A 21,367-nucleotide genomic window follows, 5' to 3' on the forward strand; every position below is an offset into this window, starting at 1 on the left:
TTCAAGGCTCCCCGCAGACCTAGGTCGTCTTGATCAGGGCCGGCTGGCCATGCCCAGCTTAACCGGCTTGGCCTCCTCGTTCAGGGCGCCGCGCTTGACGCCCCAGAGCAGGATGATCGGCGCGCCGACATAGATGGACGAATAGGTGCCCACGATGATGCCGAACATCAGGGCGATCGAGAAGCCGAACAGGGCTTCGCCGCCGAACAGGGCCAGGGCCGCCAGCACCATGACGGCGGTCACGCCGGTGATGATGGTCCGCGACAGGGTCTCGTTCAGCGACAGGTCGATCACCTCGCCCAAAGGCATGGTCTTGTACTTGCGCAGGTTCTCGCGAAGCCGGTCGAACACCACCACGGTGTCGTTCATCGAATAGCCGATGACGGTCAGGATGGCGGCGACCATGTTCAGGCTGAACTCCAGGCGGAAGACCACGATCAGGCCGAAGGTCAGCACCACGTCGTGCAGCAGGCCGATCACGGCGCCGAAGCCGAATTGCGGCTCGAACCGGAACCAGATGTAGAGGAACATCAGGCCGATAGCGACGGCCAGGGCCAACAGGCCCGAGGTGAACAGTTCGCCGGACACCTTGGACCCGACCACGCTGACGCCCGAATACTGCACCTCGCCGACCGTGCCGCTGATGGCGCGCTCGACCTGGTTCACCACCTGGGTCTGATCGCGGCCTTCCGGCACCTGGAAGCGCAGGATGGCGGTCGAGCCGTCATCGACATTGGTGTCGCGCCGGGCGATGCCCTGCACCTGGACGTCGCCCAGGTTCAGACCGTTCACCGCCTCGCGCACCCGGTCCAGCTCGATGGTCTGGCCGGCGGGCTTGGACACCTCCATCGAGGCGCCGCCCCGGAAGTCGATGCCCATGTTCAGGCCGGGCACGAAACAGCCCACGATCGAGGCGATGCACAGCACCACCGACAGGACGGCGGCGTACCGGGAGTATTTGACGAAATGGAAGTTCGTCTTCTGCGGCAGCAGTTTGATGAGGGGCCATCCACGCATCGCCATTACTCCGCGATCGGCAGTTTTTTGGGCTTGGCGGTCTTGAGCCAGTAGGCCAGCAGCACCTGGGCCACCAGAACCGACGAGAACACCGAGGTGAAGACGCCGATGCTCAGCGTCCAGGCGAAGCCGCGTACCGGACCGGCGCCGAAGACGAACATGATCGCCGCCGCCACCAGGGTGGTGACGTTTGCGTCCAGGATCGTGCCCCAGGCCTTGGAGAATCCGGCGTCCATGCTGGCGATCACGCTGCGGCCCGCCCGGGCCTCGTCGCGCATCCGCTCATAGATCAGCACATTGGCGTCCACCGCCACGGCGAAGGTCAGGATCAGACCCGCGATGCCCGGCAGGGTCAGGGTCGCCTGGGTCAGCGACATGGCCGCCACGATCAGCACGCCGTTCAGGATCAGGCCGACCACCGAAACGCCCCCGAACAGGAGGCCGTAGGCCAGGATCATGAAGACCACGATGATGGCGAAGCCGACGGCGGTCGATAGGGCGCCTGCGGCCACGGCGTCGGCGCCCAGTTCGGCGGTCACGGTCCGGCGTTCCTCGACGTTCAGCGGCGCCGGCAGGGCGCCCCCGTTCAGCAGGTTCACCATCGTCGCGGCTTCCTGGATCGTGAACTGGCCTTCGATGATGCCCGATCCGTTGGTGATGGCGCTGTTGATGCGCGGCGCGGATATGACCTTGCCGTCCAGGATGATGGCGAAGGGTTTGCCGATATTGGCCGAGGTCGCCTCGCCGAAGCGGCGGGCGCCGGCGCCGTCGAAGCGGAAGCCGATGGCGGGGCGGCCGCTCTGATCGGCGTCGACCGAGGCCCGTGTCAGGTTTTCACCCGAGACCAGAACCCGCTTCTTGACCAGATAGGGCGTGCCCTGTTCATCGGTCAGCAGTTCAGCGTCCGGCGGCACGCGACCCGCCTGGGCCTCCGTCACCGAATTCTCAGTGTCCACCATCTGGAAGGTCAGTTGCGCCGTCTGGCCGATGACCTCCTCCAGCTTGCGCGGATCGCTCTCGCCCGGCGCCTGGACCACGATCCGGTCGGCGCCCTGGCGGGTGATCGAGGGTTCGCGCGTACCCAGGCTGTCGATGCGGCGACGGACGACTTCGATGGACTGATCGACCGCCGTCGATCCCATGCCGGCCAGGGCCGCGTCCGTATAGGCGAATCGGACCCGGTCCGAACCGACGCGGCTGGCCGTCCGTTCGACCTGGCCGGACGGTCCCGGCGCGCCGGCGAGGCGGCGCAGGGCTTCAAAGGCGGCGGTCTGTTTCGCCGGGTCCGCCAAAGCGACCACGACGCCGCCCGCCTCGCGCTGGAGGCCGTTGGTGGCGATGCCCTCGCCGTTCAGGGTCACCCGCACGTCCTCGATCAGATTGGTGACGCGCTTCTCGCGCATCGCCGGCACGTCCACCTCGAGCAGCAGATAGGAGCCGCCCTGCAGGTCCAGCCCCAGGTTCAGGGCGTTCTTCGGCAGCCAGCCGGGCAGCGCCTCCCGCTGAGCCGGGCTCAGCAGGTTGGGATAGGCCAGCAGGCAGCCGATGATCGCCGAGGCGACGACGAGAATGATTTTCCAGCGCGACAGCTGAATCATGAGGACAGTCCAGGTTCAGCGATACGCTTCGGGTCTCAGGCCTTGGAGTCGTTGGCGGCGACGGCGGTGCGGTTGCGCACCTCGGCGATCATCGCCTTGACGACGCGGATATTGACGCTGGGCGCGATCTCGACATTGACCTCGGCCTCTTCGACGCGGGTCACCTTGCCGATGGCGCCGCTGGACAGGACCACCGTGTCGCCGCGCTTCACGGCGGCGATGGCGGCCGCATGTTCCTTGGCGCGCTTCTGCTGCGGACGGATCAGCAGGAAGTAGAACAGGATGAAGATGGCGACGATCGGCAGGAACTGCATGATCACGGCCATCATGCCGCCGTCAGCTGGGGCGCCCATGGGGTCTCTCCGAACACAAGGCGGGGCGGCCCTCGTCGGCGCCCCCATTAAAACGAGGCGCGGAACCTAGGGCCGCGCTTCGCGGATTGCAACGTAACGAACGATCAGCGCGGCAATACGCTCAGGGGATCGACCGCCACGGGGTCGTCGCCGCGCATCTGGCGGGTCTCGAAATGGATCGACGGGCGGCCGTCCCCGGCGGTCAAACCCACGGTGCCGATCTGCTGACCCGCGCGCACGTCGTCGCCGTCCTTGACCGTGGCCGAGCCCAGATGGCCGTAAACCGTGCGCCAGCCGCCGTTGTGCACGATCAGCACCGTCAGGCCCTGGCCCACCAGATCGTCGCCCACATAGGCCACGCGCCCACCGGCCGCCGCCACGACCGAGGCGCCGGCCGAGGCGCCGATATTGATCCCATTGTTGCGCTCGCCCATGCCGACCGGACCGAACCGTCTCAGGATGTCGCCCCGCACCGGCCATTGCAGGGCGATGGTTCCGCCTGCGACGGGCGTCGTCGCCGGACCGGGCGCGCTCTCGACCGGCCGCGTCTGGACCGGCCGCGTCTGGGCCGGCAGGGCCGGATTGCCCGAGGGCGGCGGCGGGGGCGGCGGAACCACCCCCGAGTTCGGCACCAGCACACCGGCCGGCGACGGCCCCGTGGCGTAGGGATCGCGTCCCGTGTCCACGGCGGAATCGGGCAGAATGATTCTTTGACCGCTGGTGATCGCGCCGCGCGGCCCCAGCCCGTTCAGGTCGATCAGGGTTTGAACCGGCGTCTGGAACCGCCGGCCGACGCCCGAGATGGTGTCGCCCGGCTGGATCACATAGGCCGCGCCCGGCGTCACCACGGCGGGCGGCGAAGATGGGGCGGGCGTCGCCGGATAGGTCGGCTGGGCCGGCGTGACCGAAACCGGCGGCGGCAGGGCCCCGCCGTCGATCGAGCCGACCGGCGCCGTCGCCGGCGGCTGCTGATACGGTTGGGCGGGGGTCTGCGGCTGGGCCGGCTGACCATAGGGGCCCTGCTGAGCCTGCGGCTGGGCGCCTCCGGCAGGAACAGGGCGCGTCGAATACTGCGGCTCGGACGGATAGGTCATACAGGCCGCTGCGCTCAGCGACGCCGCCAAGATCACAACCGTTCTCATTCCGCCCGACATCACCGCCACCGGCCGCTCCTTACGTGGTTAAATCCGCCCGCCCGGTTTGCCCGCTCGCGCCGTCCAAGCCAAGCCCGCAATCATCGCCAAAGTGGGGCGGGAAGGTTAACGGCCGTCCAGACCCTCTCCCGCTTGCGGGAGAGGTGGCCCGGCGTCCGCGCAGCGGACCAGGGTCGGAGAGGGAAGTTTTCTTTCAAGAAGCATGACTTCCCCCATCGTTAGGCGTGTCGCTTCGCGCCACGACCTGACACTTCCCCCGCAAGCGGGGGAAGGTCTCACCCCTCCTTCGCCGTCCCCTCGACCAGGGGCACGAACCGCACTTCCGTCAGGCTTTCGCGCCGGAACGAGCCGTCACCTTGCCCCACATAGCGGTGCAGGATCTGCACCGAGGTGCGGCCCACCGGCGCCACCAGAACCCCGTTTGGCTTCAGCTGTTTCAACAGTTCGGTCGGCTCGCCCGGCGATGCGGCCGTCACCATGATCCGGTCGAAGGGCGCCTGTTCGATCCAGCCCAGGCCGCCGTCTCCGTGACGGGTGATGACGTTCTCGATCTCCAGGGCGCGCAGACGCGCCTCGGCCTCGACCAGCAGACTGCGATACCGCTCCACCGAATAGACATAGCGCGCCAGCCGGCTCAGCACCGCGCACTGGTATCCGCTGCCGGTGCCGATCTCCAGCACCCGGTGGCGGGGCTGGACGTCCAGGGCCTGGGTCATCAGGCCGACGATATAGGGCTGGCTGATGGTCTGGGCGCAGTCGATGGGCAGGGCCTGGTCTTCCCAGGCCTGATCCAGGAATTTCTCGTGCACGAAGACCGCGCGGTCGATGCTCTCCATCGCGCCCAGCACCCGGGGGTCCGTCACCCCCTGCTGGCGCAGCGACAGGATCAGACGTCCGGCGCGGTCGTCGTGCAGGTTCATGCGGCCTTCACCGCCTTTGGCGGCGCCCCGCCCAGCACCTTCTTCAGGTCATGGACGCTGGCCATATGGGTCAGGTCGATGTGCAGCGGCGTGACCGAGATCCGTCCCGCCTCGATGGCCCTCAGGTCGGTGCCCTCGGCATGCTCCTGCTTCTCGCCGCGGAAGCTCATCCAGTAGTAGTCGCGCCCGCGCAGGTCGGTGCGTCGCACCGCGTGCATCTCGCCCACGTCGCGGAACCCTTGCGTCGTCACCTCGATCTGCTCGACCCGTTCGGGCGGCAGGTTGGGGAAGTTGACGTTCATCACCACGCCCGGCGCCCATTTCTGGTCCAGCAGACGGCTGATGATCGCCGGCGCGAAGGCCTCGGCCGTCTCCCAGTGAGCCACCACCTCGTCGTGGAACCGTTCCAGGCTCTGGCTCAGGGCGATGGAGCGGATGCCGAAGGCCATGCCTTGCAGGGCTCCCGCCACCGTGCCGGAATAGCTGACGTCCTCGCCGATATTGTGCCCCCGGTTCACCCCGGACAGCACCAGGTCCGGCTTCTCCGGCATCAGATCGTTGACCGCCAGGATGACGCAGTCGGTCGGCGTCCCCGTCACCGAGAACCGCCGCTCGCCATGCTTATGCACCCGCAGCGGCTCGGTCAGGGTGATCCCCCGCCCCTTGGCCGACTGTTCGACGGCGGGGGCGCACACCCAGATGTCGTCGCTCAGGGTGCGCGCGATCCGCTCAAGGGATTCAAGACCTTCCGCCTCGATCCCGTCGTCGTTTGTCAGGAGGATACGCATCAGCCTACGAACTCGCGACCGCTCATATACGGCTGCAGCACCTTCGGCACCGCGATCCGCCCGTCGTCCTGCTGATAGTTCTCCATGATCGCCACCAGGGTCCGACCGACCGCCAGCCCCGACCCGTTCAGCGTATGGACGAACTCGGTCTTCTTCTCGCCGGCCCGCTTGAACCGGGCGTCCATGCGCCGGGCCTGGAAGTCGCCGCAGTTCGAGCAGCTGCTGATCTCGCGATAGGTCCCCTGGCTGGGCAGCCAGACCTCCAGGTCGAAGGTCTTCTGCGCCGAGAAGCCCATGTCGCCCTTGCACAGCAGCATCCGCCGGAACGGCAGCTCCAGCGCCTTCAGCACCGCCTCGGCGCAGGCCGTCATCCGCTCGTGCTCGGCGTCGGAGTCTTCCGGCCGCGCGATCGACACCATCTCGACCTTGGAGAACTGGTGCTGGCGGATCAGCCCGCGCGTATCCCGCCCCGCCGACCCGGCTTCAGCGCGGAAGCAGGGCGTCAGCGCCGTCATCCGCATCGGCGTGGCGAGGTCGTCCTCGGACAGGATGGTCTCGCGCACGAGATTGGTCAGGGAGACTTCGGCGGTGGGGATGAGCCAACGGCGGCTTTGTGCCTCACTGGCTTGAAGCTTGAAGAATGCCTCTTCAGCTTCGATCCAAGCTCGCTCTCCCAACGCCGAATAAACTTCAGAGTAGCCGTTCTCATCAATTTCGATGGGGCCGTTGTTGCGCTCATAGTCAGCAACGAGTTGATCATAAACGTCGCCAGCATCAATGCCGCGTGACTTGATCATTTCGTACTGGTCCCGGAAGGACAGCCCCGTTTGGAATAGATCTGGCCGGAACTTCGGCCATTGTCCCGTACCGAACATCGCCTCGTCCCGCACCAGCAGCGGCGGGTTCACTTCCAGATAGCCGTGCTGGTCCGTCTGCAGGTCCAGCATGAACTGGCCCACGGCCCGTTCCAGCCGCGCCAACTGCCCCTTCAGCACCGCAAACCGAGCGCCCGACATCTTCGCGGCCGCCTCGAAGTCCAGCATCCCCAGGGCCTCGCCCAGGTCGGCGTGATCCTTGGCCGGGCCGCCTTCGCGGGGCGTGCCCCAGCGCGAGACCTCGACATTGCCCGCCTCGTCCTCGCCGTCCGGCACATCCTCGGCCGCCAGGTTCTTCAACCCCGCCAGCAGGTCGCGCAGGTCCTTGCCAACGCGCGCCTCGATCTCGGCCGCCGCCGCGATATCGCCCTTCAGCGCCTCGACCTCGGCCTTCAGCCGGTCGGCCTCGGCCATGTCCTTCTTGCCCATGGCGGCGCCGATCAGCTTGGAGGCGGCGTTGCGCTTGGCCAGGGCGTCCTGGCCCGTGGTCTGGGCGTGGCGCAGTTCGGCGTCCAGCCGCAGGATGTCCGCCACCAGCCCGTCGGCCTGATCCACCCCGCGCGACGACCAGCCCGCGACATAAACCTGGGGGTTTTCGCGAATGGCTCTGATGTCGTGCATGGTCTGAAACTTCGGCTGGGCGGGAGAAGCCGAACGCTCTACCCGCCTGCGCGGTTAGGGGCAACGGCGGCGGGGCGGTTCCCCCTCCACCACGCTTCGCGCGGTCCCCCTCCCCAAAAGGGAGGAATGCGATGACCGAAATCCTCCCCCTCTGGGGGAGGTGGCGCGGCGCGCAGCGCCGCGACGGAGGGGGCCGGCCCGTTTTCTGTGGACGTCGGTTCGGAACCGCGTGGCGAATCACCCGGACTGGGGCAAGTTGGCGGCATGAACGCTCAGGTCGCCTCTTCAGAACTTCAGGGCCGGACGGCCCCGGCCGACCATCCGGAGCGGCAGTATCTGGACCTGCTGCGCGACATTCTGGACAAGGGCGTGCGCCGCGACGACCGCACCGGCACCGGCACCCTGGGCGTCTTCGGCCGCCAGATGCGGTTCGACCTTTCCAAGGGCTTCCCCGTCCTGACCACCAAGAAGCTGCACCTGCGCTCCATCATCGTCGAACTGCTGTGGTTCCTGCGCGGCGAAACCAACATCGCCTATCTTAAGGAGAACGGCGTCCGCATCTGGGACGAATGGGCCGACGCCGAGGGCGAACTGGGTCCGGTCTACGGCAAACAGTGGCGGTCCTGGGCGGCGCCGGACGGCCGCGTCATCGACCAGATCGAGAAACTGGTCCATGGCCTGAAGACCAATCCCCACAGCCGCCGCCATATCGTCACGGCCTGGAACCCGGCGGACGTCGACGACATGGCCCTGCCGCCCTGCCACTGCCTGTTCCAGTTCTTCGTGGCGGATGGGAAACTGAGCTGCCAGCTGTATCAGCGCAGCGCCGACGTCTTCCTGGGCGTGCCCTTCAACATCGCCTCCTACGCCCTGCTGACGATGATGCTGGCCCAGGTGGTCGGGCTGGAGCCGGGCGAGTTCGTCCACACCTTCGGCGACGCCCACCTGTATCTGAACCATTTGGAACAGGCCGAGCTCCAGCTCACACGCGAACCCTTGCCCCTGCCCGTGATGAAGATCGCGCCGAAGGACGATCTGTTCGCCTTCGAACTGTCGGACTTCACGCTGGAGGGCTATGAAGCCTGGCCGCACATAAAGGCCGAAGTGGCCGTCTGATGGATTTCAAGAGTCTGCAGGCCGACGTCCTGCGCATCTCCGACCTCTACGCCGCCAATCACGGCATTGATCGCGACCGGGACTGGGCCTTGCTGAAGCTCCAGGAAGAGCTGGGAGAGCTGACGGCTGAACATCTGCGGCTGTCCGGTCGGGCGCGCGGCGCGGGCGACGCCGAGGCCCTGGGCGACGAGGCGGCCGATGTTCTGGGCATGCTGTTGATCTATTGCGCGGGCGCCGGGATCGACCTTGAAACCGCGATGCGACGCAAATGGCTGAAGTGGCTGGAGCCTGCGGCATGACCGGGCCCGCTCGGATCGCCCTGGTCGTGGCCCGCGGCCGGAACGGCGTCATCGGCCGGGACGGCGACCTGCCCTGGCGGCTGCGTTCGGACCTGCAGAGATTCAAGGCGATCACTATCGGAAAGCCCTGCCTGATGGGGCGCAAGACCTGGGAGAGCCTGCCGCTGAAGCCCCTGCCCGGCCGGCTGAACCTGGTCCTGACCAAGGACGAGTCCTATGAGGCCGACGGCATGGCCAAGGGCGCCGTGGTCTGCTCCAATCTGGACGAGGCGATCGAGATCGCGCGCGAGACCGCCGAGGAGGACGGCGTGGACGAGATCTGCATCATCGGCGGCACGGCCCTGTTCGCCGCCGCCCTGCCCCGCGCCCGCCGCCTCTATATCACCGAGGTCGACGCGGCCCCCGAGGGAGATGCGGTCTTTCCGTCGTTCGACGAAACAGCCTGGGTTGAAGTATCTTCCGAAACCCATGCGGCGGGCGAGAAGGACGACCACGCCTTCACCTTCCGCGTTTTGGATCGTCGTTAGGAGCCCCTCATGTACGTCGCCACCACCAATGACCTGCCCGGTTTTCGCGTCACCCGCCACATCGGCCTGGTGCGCGGCGTTACGGTGCGATCCCGCAACGCCATTTCCGACGCCATCGGCGGCGTCCAGTCCATGCTGGGCGGCCGGGTCGGCGCCTATGTGAAACTGGCCGAGGCGGGGCGTCAGGAAGCCTATGACGAACTGGTCAAACACGCCCAGGCCCACGGCGCCAACGCCATTCTGGCCGTCCGCTATGACGCCACCGAGATCATGCCGGGCGTGACCGAGGTGCTGTGCTACGGCACCGCCGTGATCGTCGAGCCGGCCTGACCTCACTGAGACCTGACCGGCTCGACGCAGCCGGTCAGGACAGGGTCATCAGGTCCGAGCGCTCGAAATTGCGCAGTTCCTCGGTGCGCCCGTCCCGAATCTTCTGCACCCAGTGCGGATCGGCCAGCAGCGCGCGGCCGACCGCCACCAGATCGAACTCCTCCTTCTCCAGCCGGCGCACCAGACCGTCCAGCGAGGCGGGTTTGGAGCCTTCTCCACCGAAGGCCGCGATAAATTCGCCGTCCAGCCCGACCGAGCCGACCGTGATGGTCGGCTTGTTCATCAGCTTCTTGGTCCAGCCGGCGAAGTTCAGGTCAGACCCTTCGAACTCCGGCTCCCAAAAGCGGCGCTGCGAGCAGTGGAAGACGTCGACCCCGGCATCCGACAGGGGCGTCAGCCATTCGGCCATCTGGTCCGGCGTCTCGGCGATCCGGGCGGCGAAGTCCTGCTGCTTCCATTGCGACAGGCGCAGGATGACGGGGATGTCGTCGCCCACGCCTTCGCGCACCGCCTTGACCACCTCGGCGCCGAAGCGCGCCCGCTCGGCGATGGTCGGCCCGCCCCAGCGGTCCCCACGCAGATTGACCCCGGCCCAGAAGAACTGGTCGATCAGGTAGCCGTGGGCGCCGTGAATCTCGACGGCGTCAAAGCCCAGCTCCCGCGCCGCGCGCGCAGAGCGACCGAACGCAGCGATGGTGTCGGCGACGTCTTCTTCGGTCATAGGCTCATACTTGGCCTTGCCCGGCAACGTCAGGCCCGACGGACTGTCCACCTTGCCCAGGGGCGTCCAATCAGCGCCCTGGCCCCGCGCGGATCCGACGTGCCAGATCTGTGGCGCGATCAGGCCTCCGGCGGCGTGGACCTCGTCCACCACCGTCTTCCAGTGCGGCAGGGCCTCGCCGTGGAAAACGGGCACATCGACGTCATTGCGGGCGGCGGGACGCTCCACCACCGTGCCCTCAGTCACGATCAACCCCACCCCGCCCTCGGCGCGGCGGCGGTAATAGCCGGCCACATCGGACGTCGGGATGCCGTTCGGGGAAAAGGACCGCGTCATGGGCGCCATGACGATGCGGTTGGGCAGGGTCAGTCCCTTGACCGTAAAGGGGCGAAACAGGGCGTCGACGCTCATCGGATCTCCTCGCGAAATGGCAAGGGTGAAGGTGGCGAATAGAGTTGCGTTTGAAAACCCCACGCCCTGAAGTTTCTACAGCCCCAAGGAAGCCGCCACCTGCTCGGCAATCACAGCGAACCGCACCGCGATCGCGCCTTCGGGATCCGAGACGACCACCGGCCGCCCCGCATCTCCGCCCTCTCGCAGAGCGGCCTCCAACGGCAGATCGCCCAGGAAGGGGACAGACAGGCGCTCCGCCTCGGTCTTGGCGCCACCCTGTCCGAAGACGGCGCCGCTCATATTCTCGATCAGACCCAGGGTCGGCACATTCACCTTCTGGAACAGCGTGTGGGCCCGCCGGGCGTCGGCCAGAGCCACCTCCTGCGGCGTGGAGACGATGACGGCGCCGTCCAGCGGGGTCTTCTGAATCAAGGTCAGTTGCACATCGCCCGTCCCCGGCGGCAGATCGACCACCAGCACGTCCAGCGGCGCCTCGGCCGCGCCCCATCGGGTCTGGGTCAACATCTGGGTGATGGCCTGGGACGCCATGGGCCCACGCCAAATCATGGCGTCGTCCATCCGGGTCAGCAATCCGACGGACATGGCCTTCAGTCCATGCGCCTGGTGCGGCGCGATGGCGCCGTCCTCATAGGCGGGCTGGCCGCTGATCCCCAGCATGGTGGGCAGAGAGGGACCATAGACGTCGGCGTCCAGAATCCCGACAGACAGCCCCCGTGCAGCCAGGGCTGCGGCCAGATTGACGGCCACGGTGGACTTGCCCACCCCGCCCTTGCCGCTGGCGACGGCCAGCACGCGCCGGACATGGGCCGGACGGTCCGTAGGGACCGGCGCCTTGGGGCGTCCCTGATCCACAGCGGCCTTCGAAAGGCCGGCGGTGCGCGCGGGCTTGCCGAGCCCGGGCTTGGCCTCCGCCGTCAGGATCACCGAGACCCGGTTCATGCCGGGGATGGCCTTCAGCGCCGCCTCGGCCGCGTCCCTGACGGGGGCGTAGGTCGCGACCAGACTGCGGTCCACCTCCAGGGCGAAGCCCGCCCGATCCTCGGCCACGACCAGCCCCTGCACCAGGCCCGAAGCATGGAGCCCCTGGCCCGAAACCGGGTCCTTGACGGCGTCGAGCGCGGCGATGACGGCGGAACGTTCGACCAAGACGGTCTCCACAAGACTTGCAGGCGATAAGGGGCGCGTTCTATCGCCCCTGGATGCCGCCCGCGAGCCTCGATTTGTCCAAGCCGCCGTTAGTCACCCTGATCGCCGGCCCCACCGCCTCGGGAAAATCCGCCCTGGCGTTGAAGATGGCGCGCGAGACCGGGGCGGTCATCATCAACGCGGACAGCCAGCAACTCTACGCCGACCTGCGCATCCTGACCGCCCGCCCCTCGCCGGAGGACGAAGCTCTGGCCGACCACCGACTCTATGGCGTCGCTGACGCGGCTGAGGCCTGGTCGGTCGGACAATGGAGCCGGGCCGCCCTGACCATTCTGGACGAACTGCGGACGGAGAATCGCCCCGCCGTCCTCGTCGGCGGCACGGGCCTTTATTTCGCAGCCCTGACCCGTGGGCTGGCCGACATTCCTCCGGTCCCCGCCGCCGTGCGCGACCAGATCGAGGCGGACTATCTGGCGCAAGGCGAGGCTGCGTTTCGCGCCCGGCTCGCCGACGTCGACCCCCAGGCCGCGCAATCCATAGAAGTCGGCGACCGCCAGCGCCTGGTGCGGGCCATGAGCGTCCATTCCGCCAGCGGTCGCTCGCTGACAGACTGGAAGGCGCGGACCCGCCCGCTTCTGGAGCCCGGTTCATGGACGGGCCTCGTGCTCGAACCGGATCGCGCGGTCCTCTACGCCAACTGCGACCGGCGCGTGGATACGATGGTGGAAACGGGGGCCCTGTCCGAAGTTCGACGCCTCATCGCGCGCAATCTTTCACCCGCCCTTCCGGCTTTCAAGGCGGTGGGCGTGCGCGAGCTCGCCGCCCATGTCGCCGGCAACCTTGAGCGCGAGCCGGCCGTCGCTGCGCTGAAGCAGGCCACACGGAACTACGCAAAGCGGCAGCTGACCTGGTTCCGAAACCAGACGCCGGACTGGCTTCGGCTCCCCGGCGCCTGACGACGGGGCTTGGAAACCGCCCAGGCCACGCCTATATTCGCGTCGTTCGGCTTCGGCCGGACTATGGCGATAAAGGCGCCTGTAATAAGCGGACCGGACCCGGGTGCGATTCCCGGCGGCTCCACCATTTCTCCCTGCGTTATCGGCGGAGGCAGTATGGGGCCGACTAGCATCGACGGACGTGTAAAGAGGATTGCTTTCGCTCGTCCTGGCCCACCGTATCGGGCCATTTTCTAACTGCGAACGATAACTTCGCTGGAGAAGTCGCTCTCGCCGCGTAATGCGGTTCGGGTGATTTCGAACCTTAAGTCCTAGGGGTTCAGATCCCTGGGCGGGGCCTGTCGGGAGCCTGGCAACAGAATCCCGGCGCTTATCCCGCACATCCTGCGTCTTTACCTCATTCACATCTTTCGCCCACGCGCCTGCGCCGCTATCAGTCGCGCTTAATTGCGAGGTGACGATGACCGACCAGACCCCTCCGGTCGATGAGATGCAGTACGAGCGGCTGGCGCACGAGGCTTTGCGCGGCGTGATCCGGTCTGCGCTCGATCATGTGGCCGCCGAAGGTCTGCCCGGCGCGCATCACTTCTACATCACCTTCAAGACCCGGGCCGCCGGCGTCAGCATTCCTGCGAACATGCTGACCAAATATCCCGATGAAATGACGGTGGTGTTGCAACACCAGTATGAGGATCTTCAGGTCGAGGCCGACCGCTTTTCCGTGAAGCTCCGCTTCGGCGGCGTGCCTCGCACCCTCGCCATGCCCTATACGGCGGTGACCCGCTTCTACGATCCCAGCGTCCAGTTCCTGCTGCAGTTCGAAGAACCCGAGATCGTCGAGAATGTGGAAGACGCCACGCCGCCGGAAGATCCGGCGCCGACGTCCGACGGTCCGAAGGTCGTTTCCCTGGACCAGTTCCGCAAGAAATAGCGCCTTCCCTCACCCCGTCCTGGCGCTAAGCTCCCGTGTAAGGGATGTGGATGAGGACGTGCGATGGGTCGGTGGACCACGGCGGCGGTCGTAATGTTCAGCCTGGTCGTCCTGGGCTGTTCGGCCCAGGCGCAGAACCGGTTCGACGGCTGGGCCTCCGCCGTCATAGCCGCCGACTGGCGCGACAGCGACGGCCGAGCGATCACCGCCTTCGACAACGCCCAACGCGACCTGTCCAAGGCCTTTCAGCGAGCCGGCTTCGATCCGGCCTCCATGGTCAGCGTGAGCCTGCGTCCGGACGTCGCCGCGCCGGTGGAGGCCGAGGACAGCCTGCGTCGGTTTGCCGAGGCGGCTGAACGGGCGACGCGCGGCTGCCTCTTCTACGTCACCTCCCACGGCTCTCCCGAAGGCCTGGTTTTCGGACCGGAGGCGACGCTGGCTCCAGAGGATCTGATCCCTGTCTTGCGTCAAACCTGCGGCGATCGTCCGACGGTCGTGGTGCTGTCCGCCTGTTTCTCGGGCGTCTTCGTCGACGGCCTGAAGGGACCGAACCGCATGGTCATGACCGCCGCCCGGCGCGATCGCTCCTCATTCGGCTGCGCCGCCGACGCCCTCTATCCCTATTTTGATGAATGCGTGCTGGACGGCCTGAAAACCGCGCCGGATTTCATCGCCCTGTCCCGCGCCGCCACGTCTTGCGTCGCCGCGCGCGAACAGGCGGAGGGGCTCTCTCCGGCCTCAGAGCCTCAAACGGCGATCGGCGCGAACATGCAACTGCTTTTGCCGACGCTGCGGTTCAGGCCCTACGAGGATAGGATCGGATCGTAATCCGCTCGCGCTCGCCTTCCCGCCGCTCCACGAGAAGACGGGCCACCTGGCTGTCGTCGTGGAACAGATAGCCCTTGATCGAGTCGAGCAGGGCCTTGGCCAGGTTGTCGAGGTCCATCCACGGGGGTTCGCCGACATGTTCCATGCGGATTTCGACCACATGATCGCCCCAGGACGGCCGCGACGCCCACTCCTTGCGCATGAACTCATAGACCAGCGGCTTGTAGTATTTGGCCTGAGTGGTCAGGCCGTCGATGACGATCTCGACCGCCTCGCCGTCCTCGCGGGCCCGCACCTTGCCGGTTCCGATCCAGCCGACGGTCATCGGGTGCAGACGGACGGCGCGGCGTCCAGCAAACGGGCGGAACGGATGACGACCGGCGGCGTCAGCTGCTCTTGCGCGTTCGCGGGCATCTTCTGGATGCGGCGCGCCACATCCAATCCCTCGATCACCCGGCCGAAGGCGGCGAATCCCTGGCCATCCGGATTGCGGGCGCCGCCGAAATCCAGACTGGGGGTGTCCTGGGTCACAATGAAGAAGCTGGACGTCGCGCTGTCCGGGCCGTCGCGCGCCATGGACACGGTCCCCGCGAGATGACGCAGTCCTGTGTCCCGAGTCCGCTCCAGCGGAATGGGCGGACGGGCGTCGTCGTCGCTCCCCCGCGGCGTCGCCGCCTGGATGACGTCGATCGGGTTCGGGTTGGCCGTATTGGTCTCGCGCACCACGGTGCGGAAGAAGGACCCGTTGTCATAGTCGCCGAAGACGACGTAGCTGATGAAGTTGCAGGTGCTGATCGGCGCCGCTTCGGCGTCAAGGGCCAGAACGATTCGCCCGGCCGTCGTGTCCAGGGCGACGCGCGGTCGAGGCTCTTCAGCGGGAAGTCCGGCGCATCCCGCCAGCATCAGCAGAGTCGCCGTTAGAATATGCTTTGGTCCCATGGCCGCCTCGCCTTGCCCTGCTCTTCTCTCGTGCTACACCGCCGCGCATACAATCGCCACGCCTGAGAGCCTTGTCCGCGCATGAGCAACGTCCGCACTGAAACCGACACCTTCGGCCCCATCGAGGTCGCCGCCGATCGCTACTGGGGGGCCCAGGCGCAACGGTCGCTGGGCAATTTCAAGATCGGCTGGGAGAAGCAACCCCTGCCGGTCGTGCGCGCCCTGGGCATCGTCAAGCGCGCCGCCGCCGAGACCAACCGCGACCTGGGCAAGCTCGACCCCGCCCTGGCCGACGCCATCATCCAGGCCGCCAATGAAGTCATCGAGGGCAAGCTGAACGACCACTTCCCCCTGGTCGTCTGGCAGACGGGTTCGGGCACCCAGTCGAACATGAACGCCAATGAGGTGATCTCGAACCGCGCCATCGAAATCCTGGGCGGCGAGATGGGCTCCAAGAAGCCGGTCCACCCCAACGACCACGTCAATATGAGCCAGTCGTCGAACGACACCTATCCGACGGCCATGCACGTGGCCTGCGCCGAACAGGTGGTCAGCGATCTGCTCCCGGCGCTGAAGCATCTGCACGCCGCCCTGGACGCCAAGGCCAAGGCCTGGGCCCACATCATCAAGATCGGCCGCACCCACACCCAGGACGCCACCCCCCTGACCCTGGGCCAGGAGTTCGGCGGATACGCCCAGCAGGTCGCCAACGGCATCGAGCGGATCGAACAGACCCTGCCCAAGCTGATGGAGCTGGCCCAGGGCGGCACCGCCGTGGGCACCGGCCTGAACGCCCCCGTCGGTTTCGCCGAGAAGGTCGCCGCCCAGATCGCCCAGATCACCGGCCTGCCCTTCACCACCGCCCCGAACAAGTTCGAGGCCCTGGCCGCCCACGACGCCATGGTCTTCAGCCACGGCGCGATCAACACGGTCGCCGCCTCGCTGTTCAAGATCGCCAACGACATCCGCTTCCTCGGCTCCGGCCCCCGCTCGGGCCTGGGCGAACTGGCCCTGCCGGAGAACGAGCCGGGCTCGTCGATCATGCCCGGCAAGGTCAATCCGACCCAGTGCGAAGCCCTGACCCAGGTCTGCGTCCAGGTGTTCGGCAACAACGCCGCCCTGACCTTCGCCGGCTCGCAAGGCCATTTCGAGCTGAACGTCTACAACCCGGTCATGGCCTACAACTTCCTGCAGTCGGTCCGCCTGCTGGCCGATGCGGCGATCAGCTTCACCGACAACTGCGTCGTCGGCATCGAGGCTCGCGAGGACAACATCACCCGCGGCCTGAACAACTCGCTGATGCTGGTCACGGCCCTGAACGGCAAGCTGGGCTATGACCTCTGCGCCAAGATCGCCAAGACCGCGCACAAGAACGGCACCACCCTGCGCGAGGAGGCCGTGGGCGGCGGCTATCTGACCGACGCCGAGTTCGACGAGGCGGTGCGACCTGAAAAGATGATCTCGCCCGGCTGACGTCCGGCTGTTAAACTTGCAACCAAGGCGCGGCCCGAGGGATCAGCCCTCGGGCCGTCGTCATTTGGAGGCGGCGATGACCGAGGTCCGGGTATTCTTCACCACCAACCGCAACTATCAGCCCGCCAACAAGCGACAGGTTTTCGGCCGTACCTTCAATCCCGACGGCGTCGCCGCCCTGCGGTTCGGCTATGCCGATTTCAAGTCCGATCCCCAACGACCGGTCCTGCAGGACCTGCACGTCTATCCCGATGTCCTGAACCAGACCGACGTGATCAAAACAGGCGGCGGCATGTTGATGGAGGATCTGCGCGCCTCCATGGCCCAAGGCAGGAAGTGCGACACCCTGGTCTTCATCCACGGCTTCAACGTCAGTTTCACCGGCGCCCTGCAGAGCGCGGCCCTGCTGGCTCAGGGACTAAACATCGGCGGGCATCCGCTGAATGTCGTCGTCTTCAGCTGGCCTTCGGATGGGTCGGCCGTGCCCTGGATGTCCTACTACAGCGACCGGGAGGATGCGCGGGCGTCAGGGCCGTCGGTCGCGCGGGCGTTCCTGAAGTTCAGGGACTTCGTCCTGGCGCTGAACGAAGCCGACTACTGTCAGCGGCGCGTGCATCTGCTGACCCACAGCATGGGCGCCTATGTGCTGCGCCAGGCTTTGCAGGCCCTGATCGCCAAAGATCGGGATGGACTGACCCGTCTGTTCGACCAGATCCTTCTGGCCGCCCCGGACGAGGACGACGACGCCTTCGAGCACGACACGAAGCTTCGGCTGCTGCCCCGCATCGGGCGACAGGTGACCGTCTATTATAATCCCAACGACAAGGGCCTGACCGTCTCGGACAAGACCAAGGCCAATCCGGACCGCCTCGGCTCCGACGGCCCTCGCCTAGTGGATCTGATCCCCAAGAAGGTCGCCCTGGTCGATTGCCGCGTGGTCGCGGGATCGGCCGATCCCTTCATCGAGCACAGCTATTATGTGCGGAGCCAGGCGATGAACGACGACATCTCGGCGGTGCTGGCGGACACACCCCTGGACGACATCCCCAACCGGATCTTTGTCGAACGCCAGCGGTCCTGGCGGATCGTCGCGGAGACCGGCGTCAAGCCGGCCCGACCGCCCGAACCGACTCGCCCCGACGCACCACCCACATAAACCTAAGGCTTGTCGCGGATCGTTCGTCCCACCGGAGCCAGCGCCAGCTTGGCCAGTTCCAGATCCTTCAGGGCGAAGGGAATGCCGATGATCGACACGAACTCGGCCACCGCAATAACCAGGTGCGACAGGGCGATGTACCAGCCCGCCACGACGAACCAGACGATGTTCAGCACCAGACCCAGACAGCCCGCCACCGGATGGGCGTCCTGCCAGACGATCTCGCGTCCGAAGGGCCAGAAGGAATAGCTGGCGATCCGCCAGGCGGCGAAGGTCCAGGGCAGGCCCACCACGGTCAGGGCCAGGATCGCGCCGCCCAGCAGCCACAGCAGCCCCGACAGCCAGCCGCCGAAGACCAACCACAGGATATTCAGGATCAGACGGATCATCGCATCTCTCCGAGAACAATGTCCTCCAGATAGAACGAAGGCCCCGCCGACGACAGCAGGGCCTTCATTAATTCACCGAAACCCGGACCCTAGTGCGGCTTCTCGGACCAGCGCGCCTTGGCCTCGTCCTGGGTCAGGTTCAGGTGGACATGCTTGTCATCCACCCGTTCCACCCAGCTGACCGGGATCAGGTGATGTTTGAACCCACCGGCGAGGTCCAGCTTGGCCAGTTCGATCTGGTCTCCCAGAACATGATCCACGCGGCCGACATGACCGCCGTCCGATCCGACGACTTCGAGATGTTCTTTGATGAGCGAGGCGTCGACCATGAGGGTTCTCCGGGTTTTAAGGTTGGTCCCATGAAACGGACACGCCACGAGCGGGTTTCAAACCGCAGCGCTTGCTGCTGTATAGGGGGCGAGGCAGGACCTGAGCCCGCCGCCGGCTCCTTCACGGATCGTCGAGATACATATGAAACGCGCCTGTTCGACGCTGCTGGCGATGATAATGGCCTGGTCCGTCGCCGCCTGCGGCACCCTGCAGCGGCCGGAAGGGCCGCTGCGCCTGGCCGATGGCGCCCTGATCCCGGCTCAGGATCCGCGGATCCGCACGAACGACGCCGTGCGCCTCGAGGCCTTCACCGAAGAAGTGGGCCAGCGCCTGGCTCAGAAACATGATCTGTCGATCCTAGCCCTGTCCGGCGGCGGGGCCAACGGCGCCTATGGCGCAGGCGTGCTGGTCGGCTGGACCGAGCGGGGCGACCGGCCGGTCTTCGACATCGTCACCGGCGTCAGCACGGGCGCCTTGGCCGCCCCCTTCGCCTTCGCCGGTTCGGCATGGGACGCCCAGCTGGGCCACGCCTATACGGACGGGGGCGCCAGCAGTCTGTTGAGCTGGCGCAGCCTGGCCTTCTTCCTCTACCCCAGCCTCTACAGCGCCTCGGCGCTCCGGACTCTCGTCGACGAGAACGTCACCCCCGACCTCCTGGCGGCCATCGCCCGCGAACACGCCAAGGGCCGCCGCCTGCTGGTCGCCACAACCAATCTGGACAGCGAGGAGACGGTCATCTGGGACATGGGCCTGCTGGCCAGCCAGAACGACGAGAATTCGCGCGCCCTGTTCAAGGAGGTGCTGGTGGCGTCCGCCAGCATCCCGGGCGTCTTTCCGCCCGTGCTGATCGCCGGTCTTCAGCCGGACCAGACCGTGGTGATGGAAATGCACGCCGACGGCGGGGTCAACACCCCCTTCCTCGCCATCCCCGAGCCCCTGGCCCTGTGGACGCGGCCGCAGGACGAGCCCGGCGGCGGCGCCCTCTATGTCGTGGTCAACGGCCAGGTCGGCCGCAACGAAGGGGTCACGCCCGGTCGGCTGACCGCAATCCTGATGCGCAGCTACGACAGCATGAGCAAGGCTTCGCTTCGCACCCATCTGGCGACCACCGCCGCCTTCGCCCGGCGCAACGGGATGAGCCTGTCCCTGTCCGCCATTCCCGATAATGTCGAGGCTTCCAGCCTGGAGTTCGACCAGAAAACCATGACCGCCCTGTTCGAACTGGGGCGCCGGCAGGGTCGGTCCGCCGAGGCCTGGACCCGCCTGGATCGGCCGGACCCTTCGCCTGGCTTCCTTCCCGCCAAGGCCCTGCCCGCCGACGAGGTCCCCGAGCCACTGAGACCCCACGAGGCCGACAGACCCGAAAAACAGAACTGACCATGGCCGAAATCATCAACCTGAACCGGGTGCGCAAGGCCCGCGCGAAGTCCGAAGACAAGACCCGCGCGGCGGCAAACCGCGTCGTCCACGGACGCTCCAAGGCCGAGAAACAGGCCGCCCGGACCGAGCAGGAGCGAGCGGACCGTCGCCTGGACGCTCAGAAGCGCGAGACGCCGACGGAGGACTGAGCCTTAAGCCGCCTTGGGCGCCCGGATCAGCAAGACCTGGCCCGCCAGCACAAGGGCCAGCCCGACCAGCATGGTCACGCCGACCTCCGCCCCCTCGAACAGAACGGACATGATGACGGCGATCGGCGGGGTCAGGGCCGAGATATAGCTGGCGAGGGCGAACCCCCTCTGTTTCGCCAGGGTGAAGTACAGGCCGAAGGCGATGACCGATCCGAAAAGCGACAGGTGCAGCAGGGACAGAACATAGGCGGGTGTCGCCTCGACCCGCCACTCCACTCCGGTTGCAAGCCCGTAAGCAGCCAACATGGCCGTGCCATAGGCCATGGCCCAGGCTGTGGCGGCCATGACCGGGGCTCCGGCCTGCTGACCGCGCCAGGCAAACCAGTTGCCCAAGGCGGAGGCGAGCACCGCGACGAGGGCCAGCACAATGCCCAGCCCCGGCGCCGATCCGGCGGAAGCCCCCGTTCCCGCCAGTTGGCCAAACGACAGGACCGCGACACCGCAAATCCCCAGCACCGCCCCCTGCCAGGCGCCGGCGGACGCCTTCTGTCGCTCCACCAGCCGGAACATGACGAGGTTCACGAAGGCCAGGGCCGCAAAAATGACCGCCACCACGGCCGAGGCCACCCGCTCCTCGGCCGCATAGACGAAGCCGTAGCTGACCGCGAAGACGAAGGCCCCCTGCCCCACGGCGGCCAGATGCTGGACGCGACTCAGCCTGAGCGGCCGCCGCGTCAGGGCGCAGAAGCCGAACAGGACGACAGCCGCCAGACCGAAACGCCAGACGATCGAGACGATCGGATCAACCACGCCCAGCTGCAGGGTGATGGCGAACCAGGTCGTGCCCCAGATGAGGGCGCAGACGAGGATGGCTAGGACGGTGACGGGGCGACTCATGCAAGACTCCGGCTGACGGCG

General features: G+C 66.9%; 25 protein-coding genes and 1 other RNA gene. 12 read left to right on the forward strand and 14 right to left on the reverse strand.

The features are described from left to right. Window positions 1–33: 33 nt before the first annotated feature. The 7 genes from secF to serS form a co-directional block, all read right to left on the reverse strand. Window positions 34–1,023 (reverse strand): protein translocase subunit SecF, encoded by a 990-nt coding sequence (gene secF / locus JL11_RS12000; RefSeq protein ID WP_054765858.1) that lies wholly within the window; start codon window positions 1,021–1,023, stop codon window positions 34–36. Beyond that, window positions 1,023–2,615 carry a protein translocase subunit SecD gene (secD, locus tag JL11_RS12005; RefSeq protein WP_054765859.1) on the reverse strand — a complete coding sequence of 531 codons (1,593 nt, stop codon included), beginning with the start codon at window positions 2,613–2,615 and terminating at the stop codon, window positions 1,023–1,025. Before secD ends, secF begins: the two co-directional genes overlap by 1 nt. A gap of 35 nt (window positions 2,616–2,650) precedes the next feature. Then, window positions 2,651–2,968, reverse strand: a complete 318-nt coding sequence (gene yajC / locus JL11_RS12010) for a preprotein translocase subunit YajC (RefSeq protein WP_054765860.1) — start codon at window positions 2,966–2,968, stop codon at window positions 2,651–2,653. Window positions 2,969–3,072: 104 nt separating this feature from the next. Further along, the gene (locus tag JL11_RS12015) at window positions 3,073–4,062 is read right to left on the reverse strand and encodes a M23 family metallopeptidase (RefSeq protein WP_082382797.1); all 990 of its coding nucleotides are present in this window, start codon (window positions 4,060–4,062) and stop codon (window positions 3,073–3,075) included. Window positions 4,063–4,397: 335 nt separating this feature from the next. Then, complete coding sequence (locus tag JL11_RS12020) at window positions 4,398–5,042, reverse strand: protein-L-isoaspartate(D-aspartate) O-methyltransferase (RefSeq protein WP_054765861.1); 645 nt, start codon at window positions 5,040–5,042, stop codon at window positions 4,398–4,400. After that, the gene (gene surE, locus JL11_RS12025; RefSeq protein WP_054765862.1) at window positions 5,039–5,830 is read right to left on the reverse strand and encodes a 5'/3'-nucleotidase SurE; all 792 of its coding nucleotides are present in this window, start codon (window positions 5,828–5,830) and stop codon (window positions 5,039–5,041) included. Before surE ends, JL11_RS12020 begins: the two co-directional genes overlap by 4 nt. Then, window positions 5,830–7,326 carry a serine--tRNA ligase gene (gene serS / locus JL11_RS12030; RefSeq protein WP_054765863.1) on the reverse strand — a complete coding sequence of 499 codons (1,497 nt, stop codon included), beginning with the start codon at window positions 7,324–7,326 and terminating at the stop codon, window positions 5,830–5,832. Before serS ends, surE begins: the two co-directional genes overlap by 1 nt. Window positions 7,327–7,590: 264 nt before the next feature. Between serS and JL11_RS12035 the strand changes: the two genes are divergently transcribed. From JL11_RS12035 to JL11_RS12050, 4 genes are read left to right on the forward strand one after another with little or no spacing between them, the layout of a single operon-like run. After that, entirely contained in the window at window positions 7,591–8,442 is an 852-nt protein-coding gene (locus JL11_RS12035) for a thymidylate synthase (protein ID WP_054765864.1), read from the forward strand. Further along, complete coding sequence (locus JL11_RS12040) at window positions 8,442–8,741, forward strand: hypothetical protein (protein ID WP_054765865.1); 300 nt, start codon at window positions 8,442–8,444, stop codon at window positions 8,739–8,741. The genes JL11_RS12035 and JL11_RS12040 overlap by 1 nt, the downstream gene beginning before the upstream one ends. Next, entirely contained in the window at window positions 8,738–9,268 is a 531-nt protein-coding gene (locus JL11_RS12045) for a dihydrofolate reductase (RefSeq protein ID WP_054765866.1), read from the forward strand. Before JL11_RS12040 ends, JL11_RS12045 begins: the two co-directional genes overlap by 4 nt. Before the next feature lie 9 nt (window positions 9,269–9,277). Then, the gene (locus JL11_RS12050; protein WP_054765867.1) at window positions 9,278–9,598 is read left to right on the forward strand and encodes a YbjQ family protein; all 321 of its coding nucleotides are present in this window, start codon (window positions 9,278–9,280) and stop codon (window positions 9,596–9,598) included. Window positions 9,599–9,632: 34 nt separating this feature from the next. Here JL11_RS12050 and JL11_RS12055 read toward each other — a convergent pair whose 3' ends face one another. Both JL11_RS12055 and JL11_RS12060 read right to left on the reverse strand, forming a co-directional pair. Next, window positions 9,633–10,730: an NADH:flavin oxidoreductase gene (locus JL11_RS12055; RefSeq protein WP_054765868.1), complete on the reverse strand. Its 1,098-nt coding sequence runs from the start codon at window positions 10,728–10,730 to the stop codon at window positions 9,633–9,635. 75 nt (window positions 10,731–10,805) lie between these two features. After that, entirely contained in the window at window positions 10,806–11,879 is a 1,074-nt protein-coding gene (locus JL11_RS12060) for an Mrp/NBP35 family ATP-binding protein (RefSeq protein WP_054766958.1), read from the reverse strand. A 74-nt stretch (window positions 11,880–11,953) separates the two neighbouring features. Here JL11_RS12060 and miaA point away from each other — a divergent pair, with 74 nt between their 5' ends. The 4 genes from miaA (at window position 11,954) to JL11_RS12075 (ending at window position 14,594) form a co-directional block, all read left to right on the forward strand. Then, the gene (gene miaA / locus JL11_RS12065) at window positions 11,954–12,835 is read left to right on the forward strand and encodes a tRNA (adenosine(37)-N6)-dimethylallyltransferase MiaA (protein ID WP_370866399.1); all 882 of its coding nucleotides are present in this window, start codon (window positions 11,954–11,956) and stop codon (window positions 12,833–12,835) included. Window positions 12,836–12,840: 5 nt separating this feature from the next. After that, window positions 12,841–13,206, forward strand: a transfer-messenger RNA (tmRNA) gene (ssrA, locus tag JL11_RS17265). 89 nt (window positions 13,207–13,295) lie between these two features. After that, complete coding sequence (locus tag JL11_RS12070) at window positions 13,296–13,766, forward strand: SspB family protein (protein WP_054765869.1); 471 nt, start codon at window positions 13,296–13,298, stop codon at window positions 13,764–13,766. Window positions 13,767–13,829: 63 nt separating this feature from the next. Next, complete coding sequence (locus tag JL11_RS12075; protein ID WP_054765870.1) at window positions 13,830–14,594, forward strand: C13 family peptidase; 765 nt, start codon at window positions 13,830–13,832, stop codon at window positions 14,592–14,594. Here the strand turns inward: JL11_RS12075 and JL11_RS12080 are convergent. Next, entirely contained in the window at window positions 14,563–14,919 is a 357-nt protein-coding gene (locus JL11_RS12080; RefSeq protein WP_054765871.1) for a RusA family crossover junction endodeoxyribonuclease, read from the reverse strand. The two genes, JL11_RS12075 and JL11_RS12080, sit on opposite strands and share 32 nt — an antisense overlap. After that, the gene (locus JL11_RS12085; RefSeq protein WP_082382700.1) at window positions 14,916–15,533 is read right to left on the reverse strand and encodes a peptidylprolyl isomerase; all 618 of its coding nucleotides are present in this window, start codon (window positions 15,531–15,533) and stop codon (window positions 14,916–14,918) included. Before JL11_RS12085 ends, JL11_RS12080 begins: the two co-directional genes overlap by 4 nt. An 81-nt stretch (window positions 15,534–15,614) precedes the next feature. Here JL11_RS12085 and fumC point away from each other — a divergent pair, with 81 nt between their 5' ends. After that, window positions 15,615–17,006, forward strand: a complete 1,392-nt coding sequence (fumC, locus tag JL11_RS12090; protein WP_054765873.1) for a class II fumarate hydratase — start codon at window positions 15,615–15,617, stop codon at window positions 17,004–17,006. 76 nt (window positions 17,007–17,082) lie between these two features. Then, window positions 17,083–18,162, forward strand: coding sequence for an alpha/beta hydrolase (locus JL11_RS12095; RefSeq protein WP_054765874.1), 1,080 nt, complete (start codon window positions 17,083–17,085; stop codon window positions 18,160–18,162). Window positions 18,163–18,164: 2 nt separating this feature from the next. On the opposite strand, the gene JL11_RS12100 is transcribed toward JL11_RS12095, so the two are convergent. Continuing rightward, window positions 18,165–18,551, reverse strand: coding sequence for a YccF domain-containing protein (locus JL11_RS12100; RefSeq protein WP_054765875.1), 387 nt, complete (start codon window positions 18,549–18,551; stop codon window positions 18,165–18,167). Window positions 18,552–18,640: 89 nt separating this feature from the next. After that, the gene (locus JL11_RS12105; protein ID WP_054765876.1) at window positions 18,641–18,880 is read right to left on the reverse strand and encodes a DUF2171 domain-containing protein; all 240 of its coding nucleotides are present in this window, start codon (window positions 18,878–18,880) and stop codon (window positions 18,641–18,643) included. 142 nt (window positions 18,881–19,022) lie between these two features. On the opposite strand from JL11_RS12105, the gene JL11_RS12110 reads away from it, so the two are divergent. Both JL11_RS12110 and JL11_RS12115 read left to right on the forward strand, forming a co-directional pair. Next, entirely contained in the window at window positions 19,023–20,258 is a 1,236-nt protein-coding gene (locus tag JL11_RS12110; protein WP_054765877.1) for a patatin-like phospholipase family protein, read from the forward strand. Between the two features lie 2 nt (window positions 20,259–20,260). After that, window positions 20,261–20,449: a DUF4169 family protein gene (locus tag JL11_RS12115; RefSeq protein WP_054765878.1), complete on the forward strand. Its 189-nt coding sequence runs from the start codon at window positions 20,261–20,263 to the stop codon at window positions 20,447–20,449. A gap of 3 nt (window positions 20,450–20,452) precedes the next feature. On the opposite strand, the gene JL11_RS12120 is transcribed toward JL11_RS12115, so the two are convergent. After that, a complete protein-coding gene (locus JL11_RS12120) occupies window positions 20,453–21,346 on the reverse strand; it encodes a DMT family transporter (RefSeq protein WP_054765879.1) in 894 nt (297 codons plus the stop codon). Window positions 21,347–21,367: the final 21 nt, after the last annotated feature.

It is taken from the genome of Brevundimonas sp. DS20, from assembly GCF_001310255.1.
GTDB lineage: Bacteria > Pseudomonadota > Alphaproteobacteria > Caulobacterales > Caulobacteraceae > Brevundimonas > Brevundimonas aurantiaca.